The sequence below is a fragment of the Phaeovulum sp. genome, from assembly GCF_030684035.1.
GTDB lineage: Bacteria > Pseudomonadota > Alphaproteobacteria > Rhodobacterales > Rhodobacteraceae > UBA6213.
In genome coordinates, this window is record NZ_JAUXPI010000022.1 from 13,380 (window position 1) to 29,335 (window position 15,956).

Below are 15,956 nucleotides of genomic sequence, written 5' to 3' on the forward strand. Positions count from 1 at the left end.
TCATGCAACACGAGAACCAACGGAGCTTTCACATGGCTTTCAAACCGCTGCACGACCGCGTTCTGGTCCGCCGCGTTCAGGGCGAAGAAAAGACCAAGGGCGGTCTGATCATCCCCGATAACGCAAAAGAAAAACCCGCCGAAGGCGAGATCATTTCGGTCGGCGAGGGCGCGCGCAAGGACTCGGGCGAGCTGATTGCCCCCTCGGTAAAGGCGGGCGACCGCATTCTGTTCGGCAAATGGTCGGGCACCGAGGTCACGCTCGACGGCGAAGAACTGCTGATCATGAAGGAAAGCGATATCCTCGGGATCATCGCCTGATGGCGACCGGCTCGGCGTTCTCGCCTGAGCCGCCGCCTTGCCCCAACGCAATCTTGAAAACAGGAGCAGACACATGGCTGCCAAGGAAGTCAAGTTTTCCACCGATGCCCGCGACCGCATGTTGCGCGGCGTCAACATTCTCGCTGACGCGGTAAAGGTTACCCTCGGCCCGAAAGGCCGCAACGTGGTGATCGAAAAATCCTACGGCGCGCCGCGCATCACCAAGGACGGGGTGACGGTCGCCAAGGAAATCGAGCTTTCGGACAAGTTCGAGAACATGGGCGCGCAGATGGTGAAGGAAGTCGCTTCCCGCACCAATGACGAAGCCGGCGACGGCACCACCACCGCCACCGTGCTCGCCCAGGCGATCATCAAGGAGGGCCTGAAATCGGTCGCCGCGGGGATGAACCCGATGGACCTCAAGCGCGGCATCGACCTTGCCACCACCCGCGTCGTGGAAGCGATCAAGGCTGCCGCGCGCCCGGTGAAAGACAGCGATGAAGTGGCTCAGGTTGGCACCATTTCCGCCAACGGCGAGGCCAACATCGGCCGCATGATCGCCGATGCGATGCAAAAGGTCGGCAACGAGGGTGTCATCACCGTCGAAGAAAACAAGGGCATGGAGACCGAGGTCGAAGTGGTCGAAGGCATGCAGTTCGACCGTGGCTACCTTTCGCCCTATTTCGTCACCAACGCCGACAAGATGGTGGCCGAGCTTGAAGACGCGCTGATCCTGCTGCACGAAAAGAAACTCGGCTCGCTGCAACCGATGGTGCCGCTCTTGGAATCGGTGATCCAGTCGGGCAAGCCGCTGCTGATCATCTCGGAAGATGTCGAAGGCGAGGCGCTGGCGACCCTGGTGGTCAACAAGCTGCGCGGCGGCCTCAAGATCGCTGCCGTGAAGGCACCGGGCTTTGGCGACCGCCGCAAGGCGATGTTGCAGGACATCGCGATTCTGACCGGCGGTCAGGTGATTTCCGAAGACCTTGGCATGAAGCTTGAAAATGTCGGGCTCGACATGCTTGGCAAGGCCAAGAAAGTCTCGATCACCAAGGACACCACGACGATCATCGACGGCGCTGGCGACAAGGCCGAAATCGAAGCCCGCGTCGCCCAGATCCGCACCCAGATCGAAGATACCACCTCCGATTACGACAAGGAAAAACTGCAAGAGCGCGTCGCCAAGCTGGCGGGCGGGGTTGCGGTGATCCGGGTTGGCGGCATGACCGAGACCGAAGTGAAAGAGCGCAAGGACCGGGTTGACGATTCGCTCAACGCGACCCGTGCGGCCGTGCAGGAAGGCATCGTCGTTGGCGGTGGCGTGGCACTGGTCCAGGCCGCGAAACTGCTGGCGAAAATGACCGGCGCAAATGCCGATCAGACCGCAGGCATCGCGATCGTGCGCAAGGCGCTGGAAGCGCCGCTGCGCCAGATCGCGGAAAACGCGGGCGTCGATGGTGCCGTGGTTGCGGGCCGGGTGCGCGACAGCAAGGATCCGACCTTCGGCTTCAACGCGCAGACCGAAGAATTCGGCGACATGTTCAAGTTCGGCGTGATCGACCCGGCCAAGGTGGTGCGCACGGCGCTGGAAGACGCGGCCTCGATCGCTGGCCTGCTGATCACCACCGAAGCGATGGTTGCCGAGAAGCCCGAGCCGAAATCGGCCCCGCAAGGCGGCGGCATGGGCGGCATGGGCGGCATGGACGGCATGATGTAAGCCGATCCAACCGGATCGCTTGCCGGAAAGGGCACCTTCGGGTGCCCTTTTTCGTGCTCAGCGGGGGGATATTTTGACCAAGGCAGGCGGCGGGCGGCGTGATATCTTCGCGTTGTCGTGAAAAGGCAATTTCCCGGTTGCGCGAAACAGTTGCGGCGGCTTTCGCTACGGCATGCGCCTTTTCACCCTGACCACACTGACAATGTTCGCCTTTGCCGCCAATTCGGTGTTGAACCGGCTCGCGGTCGGCGGCGAACTGATCGGGCCGCTGGGTTTCGCGATGCTGCGGCTTCTGGCCGGGGCTGCAATGCTTGGCGCTTTGGTGGGGCTGCGCCACGCCCGATCCGGGACAGCGCCAAAAGCGCCAAGGCAGATCGCGCAAACGGCGCTCGGGGCGGGGTCGCTGCTGGTCTATCTCTTTGGCTTCTCGCTTGCCTACGGCGCGCTTGACGCAGGCGGCGGGGCGCTGATCCTGTTCGGTGCGGTGCAGATAACCATGTTCGCGGGCGCTTTCATGCTGCGCGAGCCGGTGCCATGGCACCGCTGGGCGGGGTCGGCGCTCGCTTTCGGCGGGCTGGTGGTGTTGCTGGTGCCGGGCGGGGGCGGCGATCCGCCCGGGCTGCACGCGGCGGCAATGGCAGTGGCGGGCATCGGCTGGGGCATCTATTCGCTGGCCGGGCGCGGCACCCGCGATGCGCTTGGCGCGACCGCCGCAAACTTCATTTTCGCGGTGCCGGTTGGTGTTGCGCTTGCGCTGAGCCTTGGCCTCGGTGCCATGACGGCGGCAGGGGCGGCACTTGCCGCGCTCTCGGGTGCCCTGGCCTCGGGCGCAGGTTATGCGCTTTGGTATGCGCTGCTGCCGCGCCTCGGGGCGGCGCGCGGTGCCGTGGCACAGCTTACCGTTCCGCTTATCGCTGCGGCAGGTGGCGCGGTGCTGATCGGCGAGCCGATCTCGTGGCGCTTCGGCGTGGCCTCGGCTTTGGTGCTGGGTGGCGTCGGGTTTGCAGCGCTTTCTCGTCACAGCTACCGAAGCTGAGCCCCGGCGGCAAAAGGTTTGTTTTCTGTCGCATTTCCATGTATCGTAGCGCCGCGACGCTTTCTTCATCGACCCGCTGTTTCCTCACGGTTCAGTTTTCGATCCAGATGAGACTGAGCCGGGCCATCGCATCTTGCGGATGGCGAAACAGAAACGGGAGATCTCACGATGGCCAAAGGCACCGTGAAATGGTTCAACGCCACCAAAGGCTTCGGCTTCATTGCCCCGGAAGGCGGCAAGCGTGATGTGTTCGTGCACATCTCGGCGCTGGAGCGCGCAGGCATTCGCCAGCTGGATGACGGCCAGGCTGTGACCTTCGACATCGAATCCGGCCGCGACGGCCGCGAATCGGCGACGAATCTGGCGCTCGCCTGAGCTTTCAGGCAAAGAATGCGGATCAGGGCACCTTCGGGTGCCCTTTTTCATTGCGCCCACGGTGCTGCGGGCGCGGTCATTCGACCTCCCAATCGTCCTCGCTGCCGAGCGCGCCGATTGCCAGCCAGTCAGCGCGCACCCGCGCCACCCGGCTGTCGCCCCAGGTGCGGAACACGATCACGAAGCCTTCCGCGGTCACCATGTCGGCGGAAAGGTCCATCCGGCCGTTGTGCTTTTGGTCAACATCCCACATCGACAGGCTGACCTGCACTGCGGGCGGGGCGCGGAATGGCTGCGAGAAATCGACAAGACGGCGCAATTCGCGCGGGCCTTCGCCGGTCCACATCGCGCCGCCGTCGAGATAGTCCGAGAACAGGATCTGCGAACCCTGCTCGATGCCGACCTCATGGTTGCCCAGACGCTGCATTCGCCACGCTCCCTTCGCCTGCAAGCTGTAGCTTGGCGGGCGCAAAGAAAAAAGCCCCGGCGCGAACCGGGGCCTCAAGCGTTGCGCGGGGCTATCAAAGCCCGATCTGGGTGCCCAGCGCTTCCATGTCAGCCAGAAGCTTGACCGCCTCATCGACCATATGATGCGGTGCCGCAGCGCGCGCGGCGCGCGCATCGGCCACCAAAGCGGCCATGATCGCGCTTGTCACCTCGGCTTTGGGCAGGCCGCGCTCGGCCAGAACCGTCACCGCATCGGCGCTGATTTCGGCAAAGCCGCCGGTCACCGCATAGTCGGCGGTGCCTTCGGCCGAAACCACGGTCAGAATGCCGGGGCGCAGCGTGGTGATCAGCGCCGCATGGCCGGGCATGGCGGTCAGATCGCCGTCTGCCCCCGGAATGCGCACTTCGCGCGCCGCAACCGAGGCCAGACGGCGCTCGGGCGAGACCAGATCGAACTGCATCGTATCGGCCATCTCTCCGCCCTCCTCAGGCTGCTTCGGCGGCCAGACGCTGCGCCTTGGCGACCACTTCCTCGATGCCACCGACCATGTAGAAGGCGGCTTCCGGCAGATGGTCGTATTCGCCCGCGACCACCGCCTTGAACGACTTGATCGTGTCTTCCAGCGGCACCTGCTTGCCATCCGAGCCGGTGAACACCTTGGCCACGTCGAACGGCTGGCTGAGGAAACGCTGGATCTTGCGGGCACGCGCCACGGTCAGCTTGTCGTCCTCGCTCAACTCGTCCATGCCGAGAATGGCGATGATGTCTTGCAGCGACTTGTAGCGTTGCAGGATCTGCTGCACGTCGGTCGCCACCTTGTAGTGCTCGGCACCGATGATTGCCGGGTCCAGAAGGCGCGAGGTCGAATCGAGCGGGTCCACGGCCGGGTAGATACCCAGCTCCGAAATGGCGCGGCTGAGCACGGTGGTCGCATCAAGGTGGGCAAACGAGGTCGCGGGGGCCGGGTCGGTAAGGTCATCGGCAGGCACATAGATTGCCTGCACCGAGGTGATCGAGCCGGCACGGGTCGAGGTGATGCGCTCTTGCAGCGTGCCCATGTCGGTGGCGAGTGTTGGCTGGTAGCCCACGGCCGAAGGGATCCGGCCCAGCAGCGCCGACACTTCGGAACCCGCCTGGGTGAAGCGGAAGATGTTGTCGACGAAGAACAGCACATCGGTGCCCGACTGGTCGCGGAACTGCTCGGCCAGGGTCAGGCCGGTCAGCGCCACACGCATCCGCGCGCCCGGCGGTTCGTTCATCTGACCGTAAACCAGCGCCACCTTCGACTCTTCCATGCTGTCGAGGTTGATAACGCCGGATTCGATCATTTCGTGGTAAAGGTCGTTGCCCTCGCGGGTCCGCTCTCCGACACCCGCGAACACCGAAAAGCCCGAGTGCACCTTGGCGATGTTGTTGATCAGTTCCATGATCAGCACGGTCTTGCCCACACCGGCACCGCCGAAGAGGCCGATCTTGCCGCCCTTGGCGTAGGGGGCCAGAAGGTCGATCACCTTGATGCCGGTTACCAGCACAACGCTTTCGGTGGATTGCTCCGAAAACGCCGGGGCGGGCTGGTGGATGGAGCGGGTCATTTCCCGCGACACCGGGCCCTTTTCATCGACCGGCTCGCCGATCACGTTGATGATCCGCCCCAGCGTGGCGTTGCCCACCGGCACGGTGATCGGGCCACCGGTATCGGTAACCTTCTCGCCGCGCACCAGGCCTTCGGTGGCGTCCATCGCCACCGCGCGGACGGTGTTTTCGCCAAGGTGCTGCGCCACTTCAAGGATCAGCCGCTTGCCGTTGTTGTGCGTTTCGAGCGCATTAAGAATTGCCGGCAGGTTGTCTTCGAACTGCACGTCGACGACGGCGCCGATCACCTGGGTGATTTTGCCAACTGCTATTGCCATGTCGTTTTCTCTCCGGTTCCGTCAGAGCGCCTCGGCGCCCGAAATGATTTCGATGAGCTCTTTGGTGATCGCGGCCTGGCGCGAGCGGTTGTACTGGATCGTCAGCTTGTCGATCATCTCGCCCGCATTGCGCGTGGCGCTGTCCATTGCCGACATCCGGGCACCCTGCTCCGAGGCACCGTTTTCCAAGAGCGCGGTGAACACCTGCGTGGCCACGCCACGCGGCAGAAGGTCAGCCAGAATGGCTTCTTCGCCGGGCTCGTAGTCATAGCCCGCAGCCGCCTGCGCCGCCCCTTCGAACGCCGCCGGAATGATCTGGCGCGGGGTCGGGATCTGCGCGATCACCGATTGGAAGCGGTTGTAGTAAAGCGTTGCCACGTCAAACTCGCCCGCCTCGAAGCGGCCAAGAATGTCATGGGCGATCGCCCGGGCGGTATCATAGCCCATGCGCTTCACTTCGGTCAGATCGACATGGCCGACAAAATGCCTGCCATATTCCCGCTTGAGCTGCTCGCGGCCCTTCTTGCCGACGGTCAGGATCTTCACCGTCTTGCCGGCCGCCAGAAGCTCGTTGATGCGGGCGCGGGCAAGCCGCACGATGGTCGAGTTGAAACCGCCGCAAAGCCCGCGCTCGGCGGTCATCACCACCAGAAGGTGGGTCTGGTCCGAGCCGGTGCCGCGCAACAACCTTGGCGCGCCGTCGGAAGCGCCGACCGAGGCGGCAAGCCCTGCCATCACGGCGGTCATCCGTTCGGCATAGGGCCGCGCGGCCACGGCGGCGTCCTGTGCCCGGCGCAGCTTTGCCGCCGAGACCATCTGCATCGCCTTGGTGATCTTGCGCGTGTTCTTGACGCTCGCGATCCGGTTTTTCAGGTCCTTAAGGCTGGGCATGCCCCACTCCTCTCACGCGCTCAGGCGAAGGTCTTGGCGTATGTGTCCAGCGCGGCGCGGATCGCTTTTTCAAGCTCGCCCGCCACCTTGCGGTCGTTGTTGGTGATATCGGCCAGAAGTTCGGCATGGTTGGCACGCAAATGCGCCATCAGCCCCGCCTCGAACCGGCCCACATCCTTCACGCCGATGCCATCAAGGTAACCCTTGGTGCCCGCGAAGATCGCAATCACGATCTCGGCGTTGGTCAGCGGCGAATATTGCGGCTGTTTCATCAACTCGGTCAGCCGCGCGCCACGGTTCAAGAGCTTCTGCGTCGCCGCATCAAGGTCGGAGCCGAATTGCGCGAAAGCCGCCATCTCGCGGTATTGCGCAAGTTCCAGTTTCACCGGACCCGCCACCGATTTCATCGCATTGGTCTGTGCCGAGGAACCGACGCGCGACACGCTGAGGCCGGTGTTCACGGCCGGGCGGACGCCCTGATAGAAAAGTTCGGTTTCAAGAAAGATCTGGCCATCGGTGATCGAGATCACGTTGGTCGGAATGAAGGCCGAAACGTCGCCGCCTTGCGTCTCGATGATCGGCAGCGCCGTCAACGAACCGCCACCGAAGTCATCGTTCAGCTTGGCCGAACGTTCCAGCAGACGCGAGTGCAGATAGAACACGTCGCCCGGATAGGCTTCACGCCCCGGCGGGCGGCGCAGCAGCAGCGACATCTGGCGGTAGGAAACGGCCTGCTTGGACAGGTCATCATAGATGATCAGCGCATGGCGGCCCGAATCGCGGAAGTATTCGGCCATAGCGGTCGCCGAATAGGGCGCGAGGAATTGCAGCGGTGCCGGGTCCGAGGCGGTGGCCGCGATCACGGTGGTATATTCCATCGCGCCGGCTTCTTCGAGTTTCTTCACCAACTGCGCCACGGTGGAGCGCTTTTGCCCGATCGCGACATAGAAGCAATGCAGCTTCATCTTCGGGTTCAGGTCGTTGTAGCTTTTCTGGTTCAGGATGGTATCAAGCGCGATCGCGGTCTTGCCGGTCTGGCGGTCGCCGATGATCAACTCGCGCTGGCCACGGCCGATCGGGATCATCGCATCGACCGACTTGAGGCCGGTCGCCATCGGCTGGTGCACCGATTTGCGCGGAATGATGCCCGGTGCCTTCACGTCGGCGACGCGCCGCTCGGTGGTGTTGATCGGGCCCTTGCCGTCAATCGGGTTGCCGAGGCCATCGACCACGCGGCCCAGAAGCGCCTCGCCCACCGGCACGTCCACAATGGCTTTCGTGCGCTTGACGGTATCGCCTTCCTTGATATCGCGGTCAGAACCGAAAATCACGATGCCGACGTTGTCAACCTCAAGGTTGAGCGCCATGCCGCGGATGCCGCCGGGAAACTCGACCATCTCGCCCGCCTGGACGTTGTCGAGGCCGTGCACGCGCGCAATACCGTCGCCGACGCTGAGCACGCGGCCAACTTCTGCGACCTGGGCATCCTGCCCGAAGTTCTTGATCTGCTCTTTCAGGATCGCAGAGATCTCAGCAGCTTGGATTCCCATTATCCGACCTCTTTCATGGCATTTTGCAAGGAAGCGAGCTTGGACTTGACCGAAGTGTCGATCATTTTCGAGCCCAGCTTCACGATCATGCCGCCGATGAGGCTTTCATCGACAGCGACATTCAGTTTCACCGTCTTGCCGGTCTGCTTGGCGAGCGTCGCGGCGAGTTTCTTGGCCTGCGCCTCGCTCAGCGCCTGCGCGGCGGTAACCTCGGCGGTCACTTCACCCTTGGCTTCGGCAATGCGGGCGCGCAGGCTGGCAAGCAGATGCGGCAGCACGAAAAGGCGGCGCTTGTCGGCCAGCAGCGCCAGCGAATTGGCGGTGACCGCTGCCAGCCCCATCTTGGCCGCAAGTGCCGCGACAGCGCGGCCCTGGGCGTCGCGCGCATAAAGCGGCGAGGCGATCAGGTCGCGCAGGTCTGCGCTGTCGGCAAGTGCCGTTTCAAGCGCCGCCACATCGGATTCGAGCGCGCCTAGCGCCTTGGTTTCTTGCGAAAGCTCGAATATGGCCGAGGCATAACGCCCGGCTATACTCGCGGAAATCGAAGCTGGTTCGGACACATCCACCCTTCCGATATTTGCGCCGGTCCGCTGTCGCAGACCGCAGGCCCCCCGTGGCGTGCAAGTGGTCCTGCACGTCTGATTTCGGCGCGGGTGTAGCAGAGCACCTTGGCCCCCGCAACCGTCTTGGGCGGAGGTTTTTCGCCACCATGGCCGCTATTTTTGGCGGCGGCGCATTGTTTGCGGTCGCAGCCGCGGATGCGGGCGCTAACAGCCGCGGCACCGCCGCCCACACTGCGGCAGAACCCCGAGGATTGGCGCGGCAAAGGCGGGTGATTCACCCTGCGCACGCGGCCCGACAAGGGCGCGCCGCGCTTGTGGCGGACCCAGTTTTGCACGATAGTCCTCATCGCGGGTGGTCAAGCCCGCAGCCCGGAGGCTCCATGACCAGCGATCCCTATGCTGCGCTCGGCGTGACCAGATCGGCGAGCGCCGCCGAGATCAAGAAGGCCTATCGCAAGATCGCCCGCAGCGCCCACCCGGATCTGAACCCCGACGACAAGACCGCCGAGGCGCGTTTCAAGGCCGCATCCGCCGCCTATGACCTGCTCAAGGACCCCGAGACAAGGGCGCGTTTCGACCGCGGCGAGATCGACGCCAGCGGTGCCGAGCGCGCGCCGCGCACCTACTACCGCAATTATGCCGAAGCGCCGGGCAACCCCTATCGCGGGGGCCAGCGCGCCGAAGACTTTCCCGACGTTTCCGACATCTTCGCCGAGTTTCTCCGCCAGCAGGGGCAGACCGGCAGCGCGCGGTCTTCGCAGGGGTTCCGCGCTGGCGGGGCCGACATGCGCTACACGATGGAGGTGCCGTTTCTCGATGCCGTCAATGGCGGCAGCACCCGCATCACCCTGCCCGATGGCAGCATGCTGGATGTGAAGATCCCCGCAGGCACCGCTGACGGCCAGACCCTGCGGCTGCGCGGCAAGGGCGCACCGGGGCTTGGCGGCGGCCCGGCGGGGGATGCCTATGTGACCCTGACGGTGCGCCCGCATCCGCTTTATCGCCGCGACGGCAACGATATTCTGATGTCCCTGCCGATCACCATCGACGAGGCGGTGCTTGGCGGCAAGGTCGAGGTGCCGACCCCCGGCGGTGCGGTCAGCGTGACCATTCCGGTTGGCGCGAGCAGTGGCCAGACCCTGCGGCTGCGCGGGCGCGGGGTGAAATCTGCGGGCGGCGGCGCGGGTGATCTGAAGCTCGAATTGCGGATCGTGGCACCGCCGAAGGTTGACGAGGCGCTGGCGGAGTTCCTGCGCGACTGGCGCAAGACCCACGCCCATGACCCGCGCAAGGGGATGCGGACATGACCGACCGATATTCCGAAGCCGAGGCGGTTGCGGCAGTTGCCCGCCTGACCCGAAGCCAGCTTGTCGCCTTTGTCGAGGCCGAGGTGGTGGTGCCCGAGCGCACCGAGGCGGGGTTCATGTTTCGCCAGATCGACCTTGCCCGGATGGAATTGCTGTGTGAACTCTGCGAGCAGTTCGACCTTGCCGATGACGCGCTCGGCATGGTGATTTCGCTGGTCGATCAGATGCACGGGCTGCGCGGAGAGCTGCGCGCGGTGCTCGCGGCGATCGATGCCGAGCCCGACGAGGTGCGCGCCAGAATTGCCCAGGCGTTGCGCAGCGCCCGCATTTTGTAAACGGCAACCAGGCGGCGGCTCCGCGCGGCCCCGCTGCCGGGCATTCAAGCCGGTTTGGCGCTGGGGCGCGGTTGCCCTTCGAGTACGCGCAGCGGGCGCCGCACCGCCTCGCCAAGCCCGCCACGGCGCGGTGCGTGAAGCTGTTTCGAGACTTCCAGCATCACCACCCCCGCTGCCAGAAACCCCGAAACCTGCTGCCCCATGCGTTCCCACATCGGCGCGGAGCGCAACCAGAAGCGGCGATGCGAGGGCGGAATGTAAAGCGCCGCCGCTTGGCGTTCGGGAACAAAGCCTGCGGCGCGGGCCTGCGCGTCAAGCTGGCCAAGCGTGTAGGGCCGCCCGCAGCCAAATGGCGTGCCCTCGCGCGGGGCCCAGAGTCCGGCGCGGTTCGGCACGATGAAAAGCGCGCGCCCGCCGGGGCCAAGCACCCGCCACGCCTCGGCCATCAGCGCGCTGGCGTTATCCGATGTCTCGAGCCCGTGCAGCATCACAATGCGGTCTGCCATGCCGGTTTCCAGCGGCCAGCGGACTTCATCGCAAAGCACCGAAACATTGGGCAGGCCCGTCGGCCAGGGCATCACCCCCTGTTCGGCGGGCATCAGCCCGATCACCCGGCGCGCGTGCTCAAGGTAAGGCCGCAGGAGCGGCACCGCAAAGCCGAAGCCTACCACGGTCAACCCGGTCATCTCGGCCTGACCGGCGGGCCAAAGCCCAAGCACCCGGTCGCGCACAGCCCTTTGCGCCGCCCGGCCAAGCTGGGTTCGGTAGTAGAAATTGCGCAGGTCGACCACGTCGAGGTGCATGGCAGTCTTCTTTCTGGCCCGGTCGCCGGGGTCTGGCGCAAAGGTGGGGCGGCGCGGCGCGCGATGCAAGCGCGATGCGGTGCCCGCTTGCCTTGGGCCTGCACTTTTCGACAGGTGCAAGGTCCATTGCGCTGGCCGCGCGCTTGCGCGAAACTGCGCCTCCAGAATGCTTTTTTCGCGCGAGGATCATGCCGCTAGAACTTGTCGCCATCCCCTGCCTTGCCGACAATTATGCTTGGCTCGTGCACGACGCCGCCACCGATACCACGGTGGTGGTGGACGCGCCCGAAGCCGCGCCGATCCTGCATGAGCTTTATGCGCGCGGCTGGAAACTGAGCCATATTCTTCTGACCCATCACCACTCCGACCATATCCAGGGCGCGCCAATGCTGGAGGCAGCCACCGGCGCGCGGATGATCGGCGCGGATGCGGATGCCTACCGCCTGCCGCCGCTGACCGAAGCGGTGGCACCGGGCGATGTCATTCCAATCGGCATGCAGGCGGTCGAGGTGATCGGCGTTCCCGGCCACACACTCGGCCACCTCGCCTTTCATTTTGCCGGTGCCGGCCTTGCCTTTACCGGCGACAGCCTGATGGGCTGGGGCTGCGGCAGGTTGTTTGAAGGCACACCGGCGCAAATGCTCGGCTCGCTGCACCTGCTTGCGGCGCTGCCCGCCGATACGCGGATTTGCCCGGGGCACGAATACACGCTCAGCAATGGTCGATTTGCCCTGAGCCTTGAGCCCGGCAAGCCCGAACTCGTGGCGCGCATGAAGGCGGCGCAAACCCTGCGCATGGAATCACGCCCGACCCTGCCGGTGCCGCTGGCGCTCGAACGCGCCACCAACCCGTTCCTGCGCGCCGCCGACCCTGCCCTTGCCGCCGCAATCGGCATGGCGGGTGCCGATGAGCTTGCCGTATTCACCGAACTGCGCGCCCGCAAGGACCGTTTCTGAGCCCGCCCCGGCCCGGTTGCGATCACATTTTCAGCACCGATCCGCCCGGCTGCGGCAAATTGCCAAGAAAGGCCTTGAAGCGGCGCGATTTCCACCGAAGTTTAAGACCAATGAGACAGGGTCCGGCCGCGGCCACCGCCACGCGCCGCCGCCCGCTGAAAGGAGCACCGACGTGCCATCGTTCTCGACGACGCTCGAACAGGCCATTCACGGCGCTCTGGCGCTTGCCAATGCCCGCCGCCACGAACTCGCGACGCTGGAGCATCTCTTGCTGGCGCTGCTTGATGAACCCGATGCGGTGCGGGTGATGCGCGCCTGCGGCGTCGATCTCGACGATCTGCGGCGGGTGCTGACCGAGTTTGTCGATGACGAGCTTGCAACCCTTGTCACCGATGTCGAAGGCTCCGAGGCGGTGCCGACCGCCGCTTTCCAGCGCGTCATCCAGCGCGCCGCGATTCACGTTCAAAGCTCGGGCCGCTCCGAGGTTACCGGCGGCAACGTGCTGGTGGCGATCTTTGCCGAGCGCGAATCGAACGCCGCCTATTTCCTGCAAGAGCAGGACATGACCCGCTACGACGCGGTCAATTTCATCGCCCATGGCGTCGCCAAGGACCCCGGTTTTGGCGAAAGCCGCCCGGTCGTCGGTGCCGACGAGGAACCTGCCGAGCCGTCCCAGTCGCAGCCCGACGCCAAGGATTCGGCGCTCGCCAAATACTGCGTTGACCTCAACGCGAAATCGAAAAAGGGCGAGATAGACCCGCTGATCGGGCGTGAGGAAGAGGTGGAGCGCTGCATTCAGGTGCTTTGCCGGCGCCGCAAGAACAACCCGTTGCTGGTCGGCGACCCCGGCGTTGGCAAAACCGCCATTGCCGAGGGTCTGGCGTTGAAGATCACCCGTGGCGAAACCCCCGAAATTCTGGCCAAGTCCACGATCTACTCGCTCGACATGGGCGCGCTTCTGGCCGGCACCCGCTACCGTGGCGATTTCGAAGAACGGCTGAAGGCGGTGGTCAAGGAACTGGAAGACCACCCCGACGCGATTCTGTTCATTGACGAAATCCATACTGTCATCGGCGCGGGGGCCACCTCGGGCGGCTCGATGGATGCCTCGAACCTGCTCAAGCCCGCGCTGCAAAGCGGCAGCCTGCGCTGCATGGGCTCGACCACCTACAAGGAATTCCGCCAGCACTTCGAAAAGGACCGCGCACTTGCCCGCCGGTTCCAGAAGATCGACGTGAACGAACCTTCGGTGCCCGACACGATCAAGATCCTGATGGGGCTGAAACCCTATTTCGAAAAACACCACGACCTGCGCTATACCAATGATGCGATCAAGGCGGCGGTCGAACTTGCCGCCCGCTACATCCACGACCGCAAGCTGCCCGACAAGGCAATCGACGTGATCGACGAGGCCGGGGCCGCGCAACACCTGCTGGCCGTCGCGAAGCGCCGCAAGACACTCGGTCCCAAGGAGATCGAGGCGGTGGTGGCAAAGATCGCCCGGATTCCACCGCGCAACGTTTCCAAGGACGATGCCGAGGTGCTGCGCGATCTTGAAAAATCGCTCAAGCGCGCGGTGTTCGGGCAGGACAAGGCAATCGAAACCCTCGCCAGCGCCATCAAGCTTGCCCGCGCCGGTCTGCGCGAGCCTGAAAAGCCGATCGGCAACTACCTTTTCACCGGCCCCACCGGGGTTGGCAAAACCGAAGTCGCCAAACAGCTTGCCGATGTGCTGGGGGTGGAGCTTCTGCGCTTCGACATGTCGGAATACATGGAAAAACACGCGGTTTCGCGCCTTATCGGCGCGCCGCCGGGCTATGTCGGCTTCGATCAGGGCGGCATGCTGACCGACGGCGTCGATCAGCACCCGCATTGCGTGTTGCTGCTCGATGAAATCGAAAAGGCGCACCCGGATGTCTACAACATCCTGTTGCAGGTGATGGACCACGGCAAGCTCACCGACCACAACGGCCGTCAGGTCGATTTCCGCAACGTGATCCTGATCATGACCTCGAATGCGGGTGCGGTGGAACAGGCCAAATCCGCCATCGGCTTTGGCCGCGCCCGGCGCGAGGGCGAAGACACGGCGGCGGTCGAGCGGGCCTTCAGCCCCGAATTCCGCAACCGGCTTGATGCGGTGGTCAGTTTCCTGCCGCTGCCGCGCGAGGTGATCTTGCGGGTGGTCGACAAGTTCGTGCTGCAACTCGAAGCCCAGCTTATCGACCGCAACGTGCATATCGAGCTGACCGCCGAAGCTGCCGACTGGCTGGCCGAAAGGGGCTATGACGAACGTATGGGCGCGCGCCCGCTGGGGCGCACGATTCAGGAGCATATCAAGAAGCCGCTGGCGGAAGAGCTGCTCTTTGGTCGGCTGACCAAGGGCGGCATCGCCAAGGTTTCGGTGCGCGACGGGGCGATTGTGATCGACGTCGAAGAGCCGCAGAGGCCCAAGCTTTCCAGCACCCGCCCGCCGCTGCTCACGGCGCAATGAGGCGGTTGGCGGCGGTTCTGGCGCTGGCACTTGCCGCCCCCGCGGGGGCGCAGGTGCCGCGCTTGGCGCTGCCGCTCGCCTGCGCGCTTGGCGAAACCTGCTACATCCGGCACTACCCCGACCGCGACCCCGGCGCGGGCGTGCGCGATCATGCCTGTGGCACCGCAAGCTACGATGGCCACGACGGCACCGATTTTGCGCTGCCCACGCTTTCGGCAATGGCCGCGGGCGTTTCGGTGCTGGCTGCCGCCCCCGGCACCGTCACCGCCAGCCGCGATGGCGAACCGGACGGGGACTTTGCCGCAGGCGCTGCGGTGGCGGGCAGGGAATGCGGCAATGGCGTGATGATCGACCACGGCGCGGGCTGGCAAAGCCAGTATTGCCACCTCGCGTCAGGCTCGGTCATGGTCGCACCGGGCGACAGGGTGGCGGCAGGCACCACGCTTGGCCGGGTCGGGCTTTCGGGCAAGTCCGAGTTCCCGCATCTGCACCTGACGCTGCGCCATAACGGCGTCACGGTGGACCCGTTCGCGCCCGACCCCGCCGCCACCTGCCCCGCCGATGCCGCCGCCGCGCTTTGGCAATTGCCACCCCCCTACCAGCCCGCCGGGCTGCTTGACCTTGGCCTCGGCTTGACCGCGCCTGAATATGCCAGCGTCAAGGCCGGGGCGGCGCGCGCCAATGTGCTGCCCGCCAAGGCACCGCAGCTGATCTTATGGGGCTACGGCTGGGGGGTTCGCGAAGGCGATGTGCTGGCGCTCACGCTCACCGGCCCAAAGGGTTACAGCTTTGCCCATGAGGCGCGGATAACGCGCGATCAGGCGCTTTTTTACCGCTACGCGGGGGCCCGCATCCCCTCGCCCGCGGGCTGGCCGCAGGGCAGCTACACCGCCACCGCGCGGCTGCTGCGCGCGGGCAGCGAAATCGATGCGCGGCAGGCGCAGTTTCGGGTGGAGGGTTGAGCGATGGAGGCCATGCAGCGCGCGATTCTGGATTGTGTCGCGGCGCGCGACGAGGTCGTGCTTTCCGGCAACAAGGAGAGCTTTTCCTACCTGCAGTTTCGCAATGGCATCTGGCTCCATACCAGCGGCGACACGATGACCCAGGAAAAGGAAATCAGCCAGGCAAGCGAGCAAGAGGTGCTGAGCGCGCTTTTCTGGAAGGTGCGCGATCGTACCGGGCATTATGGCCCTGATGACGGCGCTGTCACCTGGCAGGACGTGCTCGATTACTTTCGCAACGGCGGCTACTGAA

The 15,956-nt window shown here is 64.8% G+C and carries 17 protein-coding genes; 10 read left to right on the plus strand and 7 right to left on the minus strand.

Features of this window, described 5'->3' with window-relative positions; genetic code table 11:
* Positions 1-32: 32 nt before the first annotated feature.
* The 4 genes from Q8J98_RS05770 to Q8J98_RS05785 all read left to right on the plus strand — a co-directional run bounded on the left by Q8J98_RS05770 (position 33) and on the right by Q8J98_RS05785 (position 3,448).
* Positions 33-320 (plus strand): co-chaperone GroES, encoded by a 288-nt coding sequence (locus Q8J98_RS05770; RefSeq protein WP_305183881.1) that lies wholly within the window; start codon positions 33-35, stop codon positions 318-320.
* A gap of 73 nt (positions 321-393) precedes the next feature.
* The gene (gene groL, locus Q8J98_RS05775; protein WP_305183880.1) at positions 394-2,037 is read left to right on the plus strand and encodes a chaperonin GroEL; all 1,644 of its coding nucleotides are present in this window, start codon (positions 394-396) and stop codon (positions 2,035-2,037) included.
* 172 nt (positions 2,038-2,209) lie between these two features.
* Complete coding sequence (locus tag Q8J98_RS05780; protein WP_305293540.1) at positions 2,210-3,073, plus strand: DMT family transporter; 864 nt, start codon at positions 2,210-2,212, stop codon at positions 3,071-3,073.
* Between the two features lie 168 nt (positions 3,074-3,241).
* Complete coding sequence (locus tag Q8J98_RS05785; RefSeq protein WP_305183878.1) at positions 3,242-3,448, plus strand: cold-shock protein; 207 nt, start codon at positions 3,242-3,244, stop codon at positions 3,446-3,448.
* A 76-nt stretch (positions 3,449-3,524) separates the two neighbouring features.
* Here the strand turns inward: Q8J98_RS05785 and Q8J98_RS05790 are convergent, their stop codons facing one another.
* From Q8J98_RS05790 to Q8J98_RS05815, 6 genes are all read right to left on the minus strand, one after another.
* On the minus strand, positions 3,525-3,875 hold the full coding sequence (locus Q8J98_RS05790; RefSeq protein WP_305293541.1) for an H-type lectin domain-containing protein: 351 nt from the start codon (positions 3,873-3,875) through the stop codon (positions 3,525-3,527).
* Positions 3,876-3,969: 94 nt separating this feature from the next.
* Entirely contained in the window at positions 3,970-4,368 is a 399-nt protein-coding gene (locus Q8J98_RS05795; RefSeq protein ID WP_305183876.1) for a F0F1 ATP synthase subunit epsilon, read from the minus strand.
* Between the two features lie 13 nt (positions 4,369-4,381).
* Positions 4,382-5,806, minus strand: a complete 1,425-nt coding sequence (atpD, locus tag Q8J98_RS05800; protein WP_305293542.1) for a F0F1 ATP synthase subunit beta — start codon at positions 5,804-5,806, stop codon at positions 4,382-4,384.
* Between the two features lie 21 nt (positions 5,807-5,827).
* Positions 5,828-6,697 carry a F0F1 ATP synthase subunit gamma gene (locus tag Q8J98_RS05805; RefSeq protein WP_305293543.1) on the minus strand — a complete coding sequence of 290 codons (870 nt, stop codon included), beginning with the start codon at positions 6,695-6,697 and terminating at the stop codon, positions 5,828-5,830.
* Positions 6,698-6,717: 20 nt separating this feature from the next.
* Entirely contained in the window at positions 6,718-8,247 is a 1,530-nt protein-coding gene (gene atpA / locus Q8J98_RS05810; RefSeq protein ID WP_305183873.1) for a F0F1 ATP synthase subunit alpha, read from the minus strand.
* On the minus strand, positions 8,247-8,807 hold the full coding sequence (locus tag Q8J98_RS05815; RefSeq protein ID WP_305293544.1) for a F0F1 ATP synthase subunit delta: 561 nt from the start codon (positions 8,805-8,807) through the stop codon (positions 8,247-8,249). The genes atpA and Q8J98_RS05815 overlap by 1 nt, the downstream gene beginning before the upstream one ends.
* A gap of 383 nt (positions 8,808-9,190) precedes the next feature.
* On the opposite strand from Q8J98_RS05815, the gene Q8J98_RS05820 reads away from it, so the two are divergent.
* Together Q8J98_RS05820 and Q8J98_RS05825 are read left to right on the plus strand one after the other, a co-directional pair.
* Entirely contained in the window at positions 9,191-10,117 is a 927-nt protein-coding gene (locus Q8J98_RS05820) for a DnaJ C-terminal domain-containing protein (RefSeq protein WP_305293545.1), read from the plus strand.
* Positions 10,114-10,452 carry a chaperone modulator CbpM gene (locus Q8J98_RS05825; protein ID WP_305183870.1) on the plus strand — a complete coding sequence of 113 codons (339 nt, stop codon included), beginning with the start codon at positions 10,114-10,116 and terminating at the stop codon, positions 10,450-10,452. Before Q8J98_RS05820 ends, Q8J98_RS05825 begins: the two co-directional genes overlap by 4 nt.
* 44 nt (positions 10,453-10,496) lie before the next feature.
* Here Q8J98_RS05825 and Q8J98_RS05830 read toward each other — a convergent pair whose 3' ends face one another.
* Positions 10,497-11,255, minus strand: coding sequence for a methyltransferase domain-containing protein (locus Q8J98_RS05830; RefSeq protein ID WP_305293546.1), 759 nt, complete (start codon positions 11,253-11,255; stop codon positions 10,497-10,499).
* 188 nt (positions 11,256-11,443) lie between these two features.
* Between Q8J98_RS05830 and gloB the strand changes: the two genes are divergently transcribed.
* The 4 genes from gloB to Q8J98_RS05850 all read left to right on the plus strand — a co-directional run bounded on the left by gloB (position 11,444) and on the right by Q8J98_RS05850 (position 15,955).
* Entirely contained in the window at positions 11,444-12,211 is a 768-nt protein-coding gene (gloB, locus tag Q8J98_RS05835) for a hydroxyacylglutathione hydrolase (protein ID WP_305293547.1), read from the plus strand.
* A gap of 172 nt (positions 12,212-12,383) precedes the next feature.
* Complete coding sequence (gene clpA, locus Q8J98_RS05840; RefSeq protein ID WP_305293548.1) at positions 12,384-14,702, plus strand: ATP-dependent Clp protease ATP-binding subunit ClpA; 2,319 nt, start codon at positions 12,384-12,386, stop codon at positions 14,700-14,702.
* Positions 14,699-15,664, plus strand: a complete 966-nt coding sequence (locus Q8J98_RS05845; RefSeq protein WP_305293549.1) for a M23 family metallopeptidase — start codon at positions 14,699-14,701, stop codon at positions 15,662-15,664. Before clpA ends, Q8J98_RS05845 begins: the two co-directional genes overlap by 4 nt.
* A gap of 3 nt (positions 15,665-15,667) precedes the next feature.
* On the plus strand, positions 15,668-15,955 hold the full coding sequence (locus Q8J98_RS05850) for a hypothetical protein (protein ID WP_305293550.1): 288 nt from the start codon (positions 15,668-15,670) through the stop codon (positions 15,953-15,955).
* Position 15,956: the final 1 nt, after the last annotated feature.

Bases quoted from the DNA above. Each gene is read 5' to 3' on its own strand.
- Q8J98_RS05770 (WP_305183881.1), top strand. From the start codon at position 33: ATGGCTTTCAAACCGCTGCACGACCGCGTTCTGGTCCGCCGCGTTCAG.
- groL (WP_305183880.1), top strand. From the start codon at position 394: ATGGCTGCCAAGGAAGTCAAGTTTTCCACCGATGCCCGCGACCGCATG.
- Q8J98_RS05780 (WP_305293540.1), top strand. From the start codon at position 2,210: ATGCGCCTTTTCACCCTGACCACACTGACAATGTTCGCCTTTGCCGCC.
- Q8J98_RS05785 (WP_305183878.1), top strand. From the start codon at position 3,242: ATGGCCAAAGGCACCGTGAAATGGTTCAACGCCACCAAAGGCTTCGGC.
- Q8J98_RS05790 (WP_305293541.1), bottom strand. From the start codon at position 3,875: ATGCAGCGTCTGGGCAACCATGAGGTCGGCATCGAGCAGGGTTCGCAG.
- Q8J98_RS05795 (WP_305183876.1), bottom strand. From the start codon at position 4,368: ATGGCCGATACGATGCAGTTCGATCTGGTCTCGCCCGAGCGCCGTCTG.
- atpD (WP_305293542.1), bottom strand. From the start codon at position 5,806: ATGGCAATAGCAGTTGGCAAAATCACCCAGGTGATCGGCGCCGTCGTC.
- Q8J98_RS05805 (WP_305293543.1), bottom strand. From the start codon at position 6,697: ATGCCCAGCCTTAAGGACCTGAAAAACCGGATCGCGAGCGTCAAGAAC.
- atpA (WP_305183873.1), bottom strand. From the start codon at position 8,247: ATGGGAATCCAAGCTGCTGAGATCTCTGCGATCCTGAAAGAGCAGATC.
- Q8J98_RS05820 (WP_305293545.1), top strand. From the start codon at position 9,191: ATGACCAGCGATCCCTATGCTGCGCTCGGCGTGACCAGATCGGCGAGC.
- Q8J98_RS05825 (WP_305183870.1), top strand. From the start codon at position 10,114: ATGACCGACCGATATTCCGAAGCCGAGGCGGTTGCGGCAGTTGCCCGC.
- Q8J98_RS05830 (WP_305293546.1), bottom strand. From the start codon at position 11,255: ATGCACCTCGACGTGGTCGACCTGCGCAATTTCTACTACCGAACCCAG.
- gloB (WP_305293547.1), top strand. From the start codon at position 11,444: ATGCCGCTAGAACTTGTCGCCATCCCCTGCCTTGCCGACAATTATGCT.
- Q8J98_RS05845 (WP_305293549.1), top strand. From the start codon at position 14,699: ATGAGGCGGTTGGCGGCGGTTCTGGCGCTGGCACTTGCCGCCCCCGCG.
- Q8J98_RS05850 (WP_305293550.1), top strand. From the start codon at position 15,668: ATGGAGGCCATGCAGCGCGCGATTCTGGATTGTGTCGCGGCGCGCGAC.